This is a genomic window from Hoyosella levis (assembly GCF_026008515.1).
Lineage (GTDB): Bacteria > Actinomycetota > Actinomycetes > Mycobacteriales > Mycobacteriaceae > Lolliginicoccus > Lolliginicoccus levis.
Map to the genome: position 1 here is coordinate 134,204 of NZ_BQYM01000009.1, position 12,623 is coordinate 146,826.

Consider the following 12,623-nt stretch of genomic DNA (forward strand, 5'->3'; position numbering starts at 1 on the left):
AGGGAGTATCCTGAGCCGTGCAGAGTTCTTCGACGACCCTTCGGGGGGAGATCATTGATCGCGAGAAACACTAGTAGCGCGCAAAGCGGAATCTCGGTCGATATATCCATCCGTGCCGATATCCACTACCTCCCCGTGTTCCGGGAGGTCGTGAAGTCCGTGGCGCATGCGTCGGGCTTCGACCCGGACAGCATCGACGACGTGCAGCTCGCGGTGGACGAGGTAGCAGCGACCCTCATCGAGATCTCTGCCGTGGGAGCAGAAGTGAGTTGCTCCGTCGAGGACAACCGGGGAGAGCTCTGCGTCACGATGACGGCGAAGTGTGCTGCCGCGCCGCTGCCCCGCAGCAATAGCTTTCGCTGGCATGTGGTGCGCACCCTTGCTGATGTCCTTGACTGGCGCCAGGAGGCCCACACGGAGGAAGAACATGTGCTCCACAATGGAAAGTGCCCCACCACCACGGTCCAGATTGTGAAGCGAAAGGCATCACCTGACTGTGAGTGAACCTGACTATTCGGGTATCCCAGACCTCATTGCCCGGTTGAGGGGAATGGACGATCGCGACGAAGAGGCGATCACGCTCCGGGAAGAGATCATCGCCCATTGCGTGCCTCTCGCCGAGCACATCTCGTGGCGCTTCGCGCACCGTGGCGAGCCCATCGATGATCTCCAGCAGGTAGCCCTGGTCGGACTGATCCATGCCGTCGACCGGTTCGATCCCGCCATGGGCGCGGACTTCCTGGCATTCGCCGTGCCGACCATCATGGGGGAGGTGCGGCGGCATTTCCGCGATACGCGATGGGCGGTGCGGGTGCCACGCAGGCTCCAGGAAGCCCATCTCGCCATCGGCTCGGCCACCTCGGAGCTCGCGCAGCACCTAGGCCGCGAGCCAACTCCGGAGGAGATCGCCGAGACGCTCGATCTCACGGTCCAGCAGGTCGAGCAGGGGCAAATGGCAGGCAAGGCATTCGTCGCGCAGTCTGCCGACGCGAGCCAGGGCCATGGTGACGATGACCGGTCGATCCTTGACACGCTCGGTGCCTTTGATGCCGACCTCGAGCAGCTCGAGGACCATGAGGTGCTGCAAGAGGCCCTGGACCAGTTGCCCGCGCGGGAGCGCAGCATCATCATCATGCGCTTCTTCGGCAATAACACCCAGGCGCAGATCGCCGAGCACCTAGGCATCTCGCAGATGCACGTCTCCCGATTGCTGGCGCGCACCCTGGTCGAGCTGCGGGCGCGGATGGTCAGCGAGTAGCTCGAGCCCACCGGTGCGCCGCCCCGCCCCATTTGGGCGGGCCGCAGGTTTGACGTGCTCATGCTCGGGTAGCCGACGCTCATTGCACTAGACGGGCTCTATGCCCCATTGCCGGCGCATGAGGAGATGAGCGCTAGCCATGTCCTACACCGTATTGGTACCGGGGATGACACGGGAGCAGCACGACGCGCTCGCGCAGCTCGAGCGGGATCGGGATGTGCGCTTCTATCCGTTGCTCGCGCCCGAGCGCCTGGTCGCGTCCACGCATATCGAGCTGGCGCCGCTGCTGGAGGAAGCACGCGAGAAGATCGCGGCGTTCGAGCATCCGATCGATGGGATCATCCCGCACTGGGATTTCCCCACAAGCGTGCTGGCGCCCATCATGGCGAACGAGCTTGGCTTGCGGTCGCCGACGCTCGGTTCCGTCCTGCGCTGCGAGCACAAGTACTGGAGCAGGGTGGAGCAGCGCGCGAGCATCCCTGCCTATGTGCCCCGTTTCGAGCTCGTGGATCCTTTGGATGAGAACGCCGCGAGCGAGGTCGGCCTGGAGTATCCGTTCTGGCTCAAGCCCGTCAAGTCGCACTCCTCGATGCTGGGCTTCCGCATCGACGACAAGGAACAGCTCGAGGCGGCCCTCGCCGCGATGCGCGCCTCCCTCGGCAACATGGCCGAAGCGTTCGACGAGGCGCTGGAGCTCGTCGGTATCCCGGATGGGATCACCGACGCGGCCGCCTTCCGATGCGTGGCGGAGGAGTTGCTGACCGGCCAAGAGTTCGCGATCGAGGGCTCGGTGGCGGGTGACGTGATGCGGGTGCATGGCGTATTCGACATGCAGGTCGAGCGCGGATCGCATTCGATCGACTCGTTCCTCTACCCCGCAGCACGGGTTCCCGCGCAAGTGCAGGAGGAAGCAATCGGGGCGGCCCGCGATTTCCTCGCGGATGTGGGGTTCCTCGATGGCTGCTTCAACGCGGAATTCTTCTGGAACCACGAACGGCAGCTCCTCCGCTTGATCGAGGTCAATACCCGGATCTCGCAGTCCCATACCGAGATGTTCATGAAGGTCGATGGAGCCCCGAATCACCTCGTGGCGCTCGATGTGGCGCTCGGCAGGGCGCCCAGCATGCCGCATCGGCGCGGAGCGTTCCCCTTCGCCGCCCTGTTCTACGTGACCACGGAGGAGGATGGCGTGGTCGAGGGGGTTCCCGGGCCCGCGGACCTCGAGGCGCTCGAGCGGACATGCCCGGGCGCGAAGCTTCACCTGGCAGTGCGCCCGGGCGACCGGTTATCGCGGATGGCGAACCAGGATGAATATCGATTCCGGCTCGGCACCCTGGTCATCGGCCTCGATGATCCCGATGAGCTCGACGATCGATTTCGCGCGTGCCGGGACTGCCTGCCGTTCGCTATCAAGCGATCCTCGGAGGAGGAAAACCATGGAGTACGTGACTGATCTTCCGCATGAGGTGGTGGACTGGGAGAACGAGTTCATCCCGCTGCCAGACGGAACCCGGCTCGCAGCGCGCCTGTGGATGCCACGCGACGCCGCTGCCTCGCCCGTGCCCGCGGTGCTCGAGTACATCCCCTACCGCAAGCGGGACGTGACCCGGGGCCGCGATGCCTTGAACCATCCGTATATCGCCGGGCATGGCTATGCCTGCGTGCGGGTGGACCTGCGCGGCAGCGGGGACTCGGACGGCGTCCTCCGGGACGAGTACCTGGCGACCGAGCACGAGGACGCCCTCGACGTCATCGACTGGATAGCACGACAGCCCTGGTGCGACGGCAATGTGGGAATGATGGGCATCTCCTGGGGCGGCTTCAACAGCCTGCAGGTCGCGGCGAAGCGCCCGCCCGCGCTGAAGGCCATCATCAGTGCCTCGGCCACCGAGGATCTCTACTTCGACAACATGCACTACATGGGTGGGTGCCTCTTGTCGGACAACCTGTCCGAGGCCACGGTGATGTTCGCGTTCAACAGCTTGCCACCGGACCCGGAGATCGTCGGCGAGCAGTGGCGCGAGATGTGGCACGAGCGCCTTCGTGGCAGCGGGCTGTGGATCGAGAACTGGCTCAGGCACCAGCATCGCGACGACTACTGGAAGCGCGTGGCGATCAACGAGGACTACGGGATGATCCAGTGCCCCGTGTTCGCGGTCGGTGGCTGGGCCGATGGATACACCAACTCCATCTTCCGGCTGCTGGAGCATCTTGAGGTTCCCTGCAGGGCGCTGATCGGGCCGTGGGGCCACAAGTACCCGCATACGGGCGTGCCAGGGCCCGCGATCGGGTTCCTTGACGAGGTGGTGCGCTGGTGGGACCAGTGGTTGAAGGGCAAGGACACCGGCTTGCTCGACGAGCCGGCCCTACGGGTGTGGATGCAGGATGCCGTTCCGCCGCAGACCTCCTACGACGAGCGGCCCGGCCGCTGGGTGGCAGAGCAGGGCTGGCCGTCGAGCTCCATCGAGGAGCTGCGCCTCGAGCTGGGCGAGGGCTCGTTGCTCGGCCTCGAGGGTGCGGAGCGGGGCATTGGCTGTGCGGTGGGGCGGGACAACCACGTCGTGAACTCCCTGCTGAGCGTCGGCATGTTCGCCGGCAAGTGGGCATCTTATGCAGCGCCTCCTGATCTGCCCTCGGACCAGCGCGAGGAGGATGGCGGCTCGCTCGTCTACGAGACGGGCGAGCTGACCGATCCGATCGAGATCCTGGGAATGCCGCTATTGCGGCTTGCCGTGGTCGCGGACAAGCCGGTCGCCATGGTCGCGGTCCGGATCTCGGATGTCGCGCGCACGGGGGAGGCGACCAGGGTCACCTATGGGCTGCTCAACCTCACGCACCGCGACAGCAGCGCGCGGCCGAGCCCCCTCGTCCCGGGCACCAGCTACGTCGTTGATGTTCCCCTCAACGGGGTCGCGCAGTCGTTCCCGGCGGGGCACAGGATCAGGCTGGCGATCTCGAGCTCGTACTGGCCGCTTGCCTGGCCTCCTCCCGAGGCCGCTACGCTAACCATCGATCCCGCGCGCAGCGAGCTGATGCTGCCGATCCGGGCACCGCGGGCCGAGGATGATCTGCTCAGGCCATTCGGGAAGCCCACGGCTGCGCCGCCGCTCGAGACCACGCGACTGGAACCGGCCGAGCATCATTGGAAGCTCATCCGTGACCTCGCATCGGGGGAGTCGACGCTGGAGATCGTGAACGACCAGGGCGAGCTCCGCCTCGACGATACGAAAACCGTGCTGCGCCGCGCCACCACGGAGTGGTTCTCCAGCGTGCAGAACGATGTGGGCTCGGTGCGGGGCGAGACCCGCACCGTGCGCCGCATTTCGCGCGACGAATGGCAGATCGAGGTCTCCACGCGCACCGTGATGACGTCCACTGCCGCCGAGTTCTTCCTGACCGCGGAGCTCGATGCCTGGGAGTTCGACGAGCAGCACGGTGATTCACGGGTGTACTCGCAGAACTGGAGCACCCGCATCCCGCGGGATCTCGTGTGAGGCCCCGGGCGAGGCGAAGGTTTCGGAGGCGCGAGCGGGGGTATCCCGTGCTCCATCCGATCAAGCGCGACACTGGAGGTGCAGGGTGACCCTTGAGATCGAAGGCGTTCCCCCGCAGGACGTCCCCCCGAGGGAAACGGTGCCGGAGAACGCCGCGGGAGGGGATGCGCGGCCACTCAAGGTGTTCCGCCTCCCCGGGGTCTACCGCCCGCAGGAGGACAGCGTGCTGCTCGCGCGCGAGTACCTGCGCAGCGGGCTGGCGGGCCGTGGCGCGGTCCTCGACGCGTGCTGCGGGACCGGGTACCTGGCCCTCACAGCCGCTAGGAGCGGCTGCGCATCGGTGACGGCGGTCGATTCCTCGATGCGGGCGGTGCTCTCGGCACGGATGAACGCTGCGCTTCTCAAGGCCCGGGTCGATGTCGTCCACAGCGATCTCGCGAGGCTAGTCGGGGCGCGCTCGTTCGACACCATCCTGACCAACCCTCCCTACGTGCCCTGGCGGGCAAGCGATTCCGCGCGGCCCTGCCCGAACTGGGACGCGGGCGCGAACGGCCGGAGCGTGATCGATGTCTTGTGCCTCGCCGCCAACCGGCTCCTTCGCCCTGGGGGATCGATGTTGATGGTGCACTCCGGGATCAGCGGAGTCGAGGAGACGCTTTCCCTGCTCCGGGGAAACGGCCTCGTGGCATCCGTCGTTGCCCGCCAGGGAATCCCTTTCGGGCCAGTGATGCGGCAACGGCGGAACGCGCTGGTCAAGGCTGGATACCTCTCTCCCTCCCAGGTCCTCGAGGAGATCGTCGTTGTCCGAGCCGATAAGCGATAAGCCAGCCAGCGACCAGCCACTGCCGTCCATGCGCTACACCGCCGACGGGCCCTTGCTGGTGCCGGGCCCGGTCCGCATCGAGCTTCCGGACGGGACCGTCGCCGAGTCCGACCGGGTGACGGTCGCGCTCTGCTTGTGCCGCAGGAGCAGGATCTTCCCCTTCTGCGACACCAGCCACCGGCGGAAGCGCAAGCAACGACGGGCCAGCCCTCTTGGCAGCTGCGACGAACCGGGGGAGGACGGCGATGGCCAGGGCAAGCGCTAGAGCCCGCCAGGTTCCCGCAGGCTCGTGCGCCCGCGTTCCCACGAGCCGAGCAGCCTCGCCGACGAGCGCTCCTCGAGGAACTCGCTCGCCCCGATGCCGAAGCTGACATCGTCGCGCAAGTCCGGTCGGGCCCGCAGCAGCTCGCCCACGACATCGGTGCGCATCAATTGCTCGTGGACGGCATCGGCCTCGATGTGCTCGCGATAGAAGTGCACGCACGCATGAGGGGCGCCAAGCCGCTCGAGGGCATCCATCATCACCCGCGCGCCCGGCCCGTTGGAGATCTCCGCCGCGGCGAACATCCCGACGAGCGCGCCGAGCCGCGATCGGTGCAACCCGCACAGTGACATCAGGTTCACGGTCGCCAGGGTCTCCGCCGGCACCAGGTCGAGGTAGGCGAGGTATCGCGAGTCGAGGTCCGCGGCGTCCAGCAGGTCGGCGAAGAGGCGGGAGTGCATGCGCGAATGCTGCCCGCCGCCATACTCGTCGAACTCCACGGCCACGAGCGCGGCCTTGGGCCGTCCGGTGAGGCGCGGGATCGCCCATGCCTGCGGGTCGGCTTCCTTCAACTGATAGATGGATCGATGGATGAATAGCTCGCGCATCTGTGCCCACGTGCCTGAATCTCGCAGGAACGTGCCCACCGTGCCGGTGCTCGGGGGCGGGGCGCACAGGTCCTCGAGCACAAGCACGGGGTCCTCGATCTCCACGTGCTCGCGAAGAACATCGAGGAACAGCGACTCGAGCGAGGCTCGCGCACCCAGCAGAGCCAGGTGCCATTCCCAGCCCGGATCGACCCCGGCGAACCCCTGGTAGTGGAGCTCGTAGCACACGGTCAGCGCGAGCTGCGCGTCCTCGCCCAGCGCATCGCAACCGCGCGCGAGCCGGGCCAGGCCAGCAAGGCCATCATCGGGCACCTCGGGTGCCGGGCGGGACAATGCCTCGATCAGGCCTGCGGATATCGGTCCTCGCGGGGAGGGCAGCGGCGGGCCAGGGTAGTCGTGCTCCCCGGCTGGCTGAGGCTCGGCGAGGGCGGCGGCCTGGTGGGTGCTCATGCCGCAGGGCTTCCCCAGCATGACGGGTGGTAAACGTCGTGCCCGGCCCGCGAGAGGGCGGCCCGCCACGATTAATCCACGCATGCCCGGGTATGTCCTTCATTGCCACTCGATCAAGGAGGAGCTCCATGAGCCAACCACGCGCGCTCGCGCTGATCTGCAGCCTCAAGCCCAGCGCCGAGGAATCGAGCAGCGAGCTGCTCGCGAAGCAGATTCTCTCCGCGCTGGACGAGCACGGGGTGCGCGGATCGTCCGTGCGGGTGGCGGATCACGTGATCCCGCCAGGCGTGGGCCATGAGATGAGCGATGACGACGCCTGGCCCGCCATCCGGGAGGAAGTGCTCGAGAGCGAGGTGCTCGTGCTGTGCACGCCGATCTGGCTCGGGCATCCCTCGAGCGTGGCGCAGCGCGTGCTCGAGCGCCTCAACGCCGATCTCGGCGAGGCCGGGGAGGACGGGCGCCCGATCATGTGGGACAAGGTCGCTGTGGTGGGAGTCGTCGGCAACGAGGACGGCGCGCACAAGGTGACGGCTGATCTGTTCCAGGGGCTCAACGACCTTGGCTTCACGATCCCCGCGCACGGCTCTGCCTACTGGGTGGGGGAGGCCCGTGGCGGAACGGACTACCGCGACCTCGACGAGATGCCCGCGGGGCTCGCGAAGAACATCAGCAATCTCGCGCGCAATGCCGCCCACCTTGCGGGGATTCTCGCCACCGCGCCCTATCCGGCGCCACGCGACTAGCCCGTGCTCTCGCGCGCGGCTGCAACGAGAGGAGATTCAACCTATGGCACATGATGACCACGACCGCCAGGACGCCACCCCGCCGCAAGACACCGGGGAGCCGGACCAGGTGGAGTCCGATCCCGCCTCGCTCAGCAGCGCGGAGTACCTCGACGAGGAGCGACTCGGCGAGAACCCGCTCGCGGGAGCGATGGCGCCACCGGATGACTGGACGGAGGCCGATGCCCGAGGGACGACTCCCGAGGAAGCGCGGGAGGGAGAGTCGCTCGACGACAAGCTCGAGCAGGAGGAGCCGGAAGTCCTGCCGGGTGAATCACCGCCCTAGCGGGATCCCCTCGTGATGCGCGTGCCCCGGGCTCCTCCTGCCCGGGGCACGCGTGATCTCACATGTCGAGAGGTCCTTTGCCCTCAGCGGATACCTCGCGGTCCTTGGTGTCGAGGTGGGTCCTGCGCTTGCGCCGCGCCTGCCATCGCCACGAGACGACCGCCGTGACGAGAAGCACCAGGCAAATCGTGCCAGCGAGCCACGCTGGCACGGCTCGTCCCGAGGCCGCTGCGACCAGAGCGAGCGGGAGCGCGATCAGCGCGAGCACGATCGATGCGTACGCGAGCCAGGCCACGGCCCGCCCGGCCCGGTCGGGAAACGTTCGTTCCGCGTCGGGGTACTGGGGCTCGGGGTGCTGGGGCTCGGGGTGCTGGGGCTCCTTCATGATGGCGCTTCCATATTGCTCATCGCTTGGGCCGGTGCGCGCAGGATCGCGCCGATCCCATCGCGGAGATCCACATCGTCCTTGGCGCAAACGATGATCTCGCCGCCTTGAAGGATCGCGGTGGAGACGACGGCGTCAGCCTCGCGGGTGTCGGTGACGTCCGACGAGGGTTGCTCGCCATCCAGCGGGCGCGCCACTAGCAGCGTGTCGACATTGCCCTGCTGCAGGCTGGCCGCGACGGAATGCAGGCCTTCGACGGCATGGCCCGATGCCCGGCCCGACTCGATGCGGAAGCGCTCCAGTGCTTCCGCTACCTTCTCGTCCTGCCGCTGCCGCAGGAGGTCGGTGATGGCCTCGTCGAGCCCGTCACCATTGGTGCCTCCGGCGCGGCCTCCCTCGGACACCGAGTACGCGAGGGCGCGCACGTCGTTGGGCAACAGTTGCTCGATGCTGGTCCGTGCCTGCACCTCGCCGCCAAGCACCAGCATCGAGGGATGGATCTTGCGCACCGCCGCGGCGAGATACTCCGCTGTGTCGCGATGATTCCGCTCGATCATCTCCTCCGTGCGACCTTCCACGTGGGCCCAGCTGAACCGGTCGCCGGCGTTCGCCTTGTGCACGGGATGGTGATCTGGATCCTCCGAGCGGCTGGCGAGCGTATGCCCGTACTCATCGATGTAGCTCACGTCCACGCCAGTGCGGTCCACCTCGGCGACCATGATGGTCTGCCGGGCCACGCCATGCTCGAACAGGGGAAGCAGGTGCGGCACGGGCGAGAACCGGGCAGCGGGCTGGTCGGGGACCATCGGCAGCTCCTCATCGACGATCACGGCATCCTCGGAGAACACCAGCGCCCTGCCTCGTCGGCCGATCGGGGGCTGCTCCCATTCGCCCAGCCCCGGGATCCGGTCGATGAGGGCGTCCGGCGCGCCCTGATCGCGCGCGCGATCAGCGATGTCGCGCCAGCGCAGCTCGCGTGCCTTCGCTGCATCCTCCGTGTTGTGGGAGTCATCGACGTAGATCGAGAGGAACGGCCCGTGTGCTGTCTCCAGGCGATTTCTCAGTTCGTTCATGTCCATTCAGGATCGACTTCCTTTCCATTCCAGGGATTGGCAGGGCGTGAGGTCCCGGGTGGCCGGGCCCTCGATCAGGGCTCCATCCGGCTCGAAGCGAGAGCCATGCAAGGGACAATCCCAGGTTCGTTCGGCGGGGTTCCAGGCGAGCAGCCCCTTGAGGTGCGGGCAGATCGCGGAGACCGTGCTGGTGGAGCCATCCACCGTGCTCGAGGCGACCGGTCGCAAGCGGTGCCAGTGCACGACGCCCTCGCCCTCCTTCGGGGGCGAGGTCCTGAGCCGGGCAAGCCGCGGCAGGGCCTTGGCCACCGCGGCGCCCACTTGCGCGTTCTGCGAGAGGAACCCGGGCAGCCTGCGCGCCACGAGCGAGCGCTGGCTATCGAAGAGCTCCATGCCGGGAGCCGTGGTGCTGGTCAGCCGGGCCGCGAGGATGCGGCCCGCGGCGACCCCGTTGGTCATGCCCCATTTCGCATAGCCACTGGCGATCAGGATCGGGGTGCTCCGGGGCAGGAGAGGACCGACGAGCGGCAGGCCATCGATGCTGCGGTAATCCTGGGCAGACCACTGGTGCGACGGCGACAGGGCAGGAAAGTGCTGCGCCGTCCATTCGGTGAGGTCGCGCACTCGTGCCTGCGTGTCTTTTGCCCGTCCCGTGACATGACCGTTCCCGCCGACGAGGAGGTACCCCGGCGCGGAGCGCAGGGATCGCGGGGGAGCAACATCGGGTCGATCGATCGATACGTACATGCCTTCCGGGCTCAACGCGTCCGCAGCGAGCGGGAAGGCGGCCAGGTAGGAGCGCTCGGCCTCGAGCTTGGCGAAGAACCCGCCACGATCGAGGATCGGTGTACCTGTTGCTAGCACGACCCGATCAGCGGCGATCTCGCCATGGGACGTGCGTACCCTCGTGGCGCCGGTAGCGGTTACTCCCCGCACGGTGATGCCCTCGATGATGGTGCCACCGAGCGAGATGATCTCCTCCGCGAGCGCTATCGACAGCTCCACCGGATCGCACTGCGCCTGCCCCTCGAGGCCCACGAAGCCCGCGATGGGGAACGGCACGTAGTCGAGCGGGGCGCCCTGCCCCCAGCCGACATCGAGCCCCGCGGCGCGGGCCGCCTCGGCCTCGCGGTGCAGCGCCGGGAGCGTGGAGCGCGACTGGGCGATCGAGTATGCCGCGCGCTCCTGCACTGGCACGCCAGCGCGAGCGCAGAAGTCGCGTAGCCACTGCAGCGCCGCCTGGTTGATGGCCACGTACTCGCGTGCCCCATCAGTGCCGTGGGAGCGCGCGATCTCGCTGATCCGGGCCCCCTGGAGGCACGTGGCCTTCGCGGTGGTCTTGCCCGTGGTGAGCCCGGCGACGCCGTGCCGGTCGAGCACCGTCACCTCGAGCCCGGCGCGCGCGCACTCGAGGCCACATACCAGCCCCGTGATGCCAGCACCGACGATCAGCACCTCCGCGGCCGATGGCACCTCGATGGCGCGCGTGCCGGGGTGCGGTTGCGCGTTCCTCGTATCGAGCCAGAGCGATCCCATGGAGGGGGGCTACCACTGCGGGCGCGCTTCTAATCATCCTGGGCCCGATTCCCTGAGCATGATCGCCTGGGCCCGATTCCCTGATGAGCGGCACGCGAGGTATGGGATGAGGGGGATATGGGCATACCCCGGTCGAGACACGACGCGGCGCATCGCGCTCGCTGATGGCGAGCCACGCCGATTGTGCACGGATGAAATTTTTGGAGCGGGGCCCGCCGCGCCCGTCGCTCGCTACAGGAAAGGCCGGATATGCGAATCGCTATGGTCTCCGAGCAGGCCAGTCCTCTCGCGCCCCCCGGCATGGTCGGCTGGGGCGGACAGAATGTGCATGTCGCGGCGCTGGCCACGGCACTGGCGCGCCGTGGGCATGAGCTGACGGTCTATACGCGGCGCGATGATGCGAGCCAGCCCGAGCGGATGATCAGCGAGGATGGGTACCAGGTGGTGCATGTGGCGGCCGGGCCGCCGAAGCGCCTGCCGAAGGACGAGGTCATGCCGCACATGACTGAGTTCGCCAGTTTCCTCCGGGCCGAGTGGTCGCGGGAGGCTCCCGATGTGGCGCACGCGCACTTCTGGACGTCGGGCATCGCTACCCAGCTGGTGTCGCGTGCCCTTGGCACCCCGACGATCCAGACCTTTCATGTTCTCGGTGCGGCGCAGCACAGGTCCCGGGGCGGCCCGGAGGCCAGCCCGGGCGAGAGCGCGGACGGCCGCTTCCGCACGGAGCGCGCCATCGCGCGGGCAGCATCCCGGGTGATCGCGGCAAGCTCGGAGGAAGCGTTCGAGCTTGCCCGGATGGGAGTGCCGGGCACACGCATCTCACGAGTGCCCTGTGGTGTTGATCTCGACCTATTCAAGCCCCCGGTGCTGCGCGAGCGCCCCGCGGGGCAACGAAAGCGAATCGTTTCCGTGGGCCGGCTCGCGCCCGAGAAGGGCTTTGATGTCGCCATCGCTGCCGTAGCGAGGATCCCGTCGGCGGACCTGGTCATCGCGGGCGGCCCGGAGGAAGCTGGTCCCACGCATGGCAGGGAGGCCCAGCGATTGCGCTCGCTCGCACGGGAGCTCGGGATCGAGCAGCGCGTCCATCTGCTCGGTCACGTGCCACGGGATCGCATGCCGGAGCTGCTGCATACGGCTGATGCCGTGCTGTGCACCCCGCGCTACGAATCGTTCGGCATGGTTCCGCTCGAGGCGATGGCGTGCGGCGTGCCTGTGGTGGCGCACGCGGTCGGTGGGATCGTCGATACCGTGATCGATGGGGTGACCGGCGTGCTGGTGCCGCCGCAGCGGCACCGCCAGCTGGTCGACGCGCTGCGCCTCGTGCTGTCCCGGCCCGCGCTCGCGGAGGGGTGGGGCACAGCTGGCCGCGATCGCGCGGTCGCCCGCTACTCGTGGGACCAGGTGGCTACCGAGACCGAGCATGCCTACCAGCATGCCTTGGCCGACCAGGCAGGGAGTCCCGGGTGGAACGAGACAGGGCAGAACGAGACAGGTCGGCCATCCGCGGGAGCGCCCCGGCAGCTATCGGGACGAGCGGAACAGTGAACGCGGTGAAATCTACTTTTCAGTTCATTCAAGTGCTCACATTATTTTCAGCAAGAAACAAAATTTACGCGCATGAAAAACGGTCCAGCCCGCAGTTCTAGTGCGTCGAGCTTAAAATCTC

13 protein-coding genes are annotated in these 12,623 nt (G+C 67.5%); 9 read left to right on the forward strand and 4 right to left on the reverse strand.

The window, feature by feature from the left end:
- Positions 1-54: 54 nt before the first annotated feature.
- The 6 genes from QC765_RS11390 (at position 55) to QC765_RS11415 (ending at position 5,840) form a co-directional block, all read left to right on the forward strand.
- A complete protein-coding gene (locus tag QC765_RS11390) occupies positions 55-504 on the forward strand; it encodes an ATP-binding protein (RefSeq protein WP_278314558.1) in 450 nt (149 codons plus the stop codon).
- A 46-nt stretch (positions 505-550) separates the two neighbouring features.
- Positions 551-1,258, forward strand: coding sequence for a SigB/SigF/SigG family RNA polymerase sigma factor (locus tag QC765_RS11395; protein ID WP_278314559.1), 708 nt, complete (start codon positions 551-553; stop codon positions 1,256-1,258).
- A 166-nt stretch (positions 1,259-1,424) separates the two neighbouring features.
- The gene (locus tag QC765_RS11400) at positions 1,425-2,711 is read left to right on the forward strand and encodes an ATP-grasp domain-containing protein (protein WP_278314560.1); all 1,287 of its coding nucleotides are present in this window, start codon (positions 1,425-1,427) and stop codon (positions 2,709-2,711) included.
- Positions 2,695-4,752 carry a CocE/NonD family hydrolase gene (locus QC765_RS11405; protein ID WP_278314561.1) on the forward strand — a complete coding sequence of 686 codons (2,058 nt, stop codon included), beginning with the start codon at positions 2,695-2,697 and terminating at the stop codon, positions 4,750-4,752. The genes QC765_RS11400 and QC765_RS11405 overlap by 17 nt, the downstream gene beginning before the upstream one ends.
- Before the next feature lie 85 nt (positions 4,753-4,837).
- Entirely contained in the window at positions 4,838-5,575 is a 738-nt protein-coding gene (locus tag QC765_RS11410; RefSeq protein ID WP_278314562.1) for a HemK2/MTQ2 family protein methyltransferase, read from the forward strand.
- Complete coding sequence (locus tag QC765_RS11415; RefSeq protein ID WP_373876740.1) at positions 5,553-5,840, forward strand: CDGSH iron-sulfur domain-containing protein; 288 nt, start codon at positions 5,553-5,555, stop codon at positions 5,838-5,840. Before QC765_RS11410 ends, QC765_RS11415 begins: the two co-directional genes overlap by 23 nt.
- Here QC765_RS11415 and QC765_RS11420 read toward each other — a convergent pair.
- Complete coding sequence (locus QC765_RS11420; RefSeq protein ID WP_278314563.1) at positions 5,837-6,895, reverse strand: iron-containing redox enzyme family protein; 1,059 nt, start codon at positions 6,893-6,895, stop codon at positions 5,837-5,839. The genes QC765_RS11415 and QC765_RS11420 overlap by 4 nt on opposite strands.
- A gap of 128 nt (positions 6,896-7,023) precedes the next feature.
- On the opposite strand from QC765_RS11420, the gene QC765_RS11425 reads away from it, so the two are divergent.
- Positions 7,024-7,638 (forward strand): flavodoxin family protein, encoded by a 615-nt coding sequence (locus tag QC765_RS11425; RefSeq protein WP_278314564.1) that lies wholly within the window; start codon positions 7,024-7,026, stop codon positions 7,636-7,638.
- A 43-nt stretch (positions 7,639-7,681) separates the two neighbouring features.
- A complete protein-coding gene (locus QC765_RS11430) occupies positions 7,682-7,963 on the forward strand; it encodes a hypothetical protein (protein ID WP_278314565.1) in 282 nt (93 codons plus the stop codon).
- 58 nt (positions 7,964-8,021) lie between these two features.
- Here QC765_RS11430 and QC765_RS11435 read toward each other — a convergent pair whose 3' ends face one another.
- From QC765_RS11435 to QC765_RS11445, 3 genes are read right to left on the reverse strand one after another with little or no spacing between them, the layout of a single operon-like run.
- On the reverse strand, positions 8,022-8,348 hold the full coding sequence (locus QC765_RS11435; protein ID WP_278314566.1) for a DUF8000 family membrane protein: 327 nt from the start codon (positions 8,346-8,348) through the stop codon (positions 8,022-8,024).
- Complete coding sequence (locus QC765_RS11440; protein WP_278314567.1) at positions 8,345-9,421, reverse strand: baeRF2 domain-containing protein; 1,077 nt, start codon at positions 9,419-9,421, stop codon at positions 8,345-8,347. The genes QC765_RS11435 and QC765_RS11440 overlap by 4 nt, the downstream gene beginning before the upstream one ends.
- A gap of 6 nt (positions 9,422-9,427) precedes the next feature.
- Positions 9,428-10,957, reverse strand: a complete 1,530-nt coding sequence (locus QC765_RS11445) for an FAD-dependent oxidoreductase (RefSeq protein WP_278314568.1) — start codon at positions 10,955-10,957, stop codon at positions 9,428-9,430.
- A gap of 249 nt (positions 10,958-11,206) precedes the next feature.
- Between QC765_RS11445 and QC765_RS11450 the strand changes: the two genes are divergently transcribed.
- A complete protein-coding gene (locus tag QC765_RS11450; RefSeq protein WP_278314569.1) occupies positions 11,207-12,502 on the forward strand; it encodes a glycosyltransferase in 1,296 nt (431 codons plus the stop codon).
- The last annotated feature ends 121 nt before the right edge of the window (positions 12,503-12,623 follow it).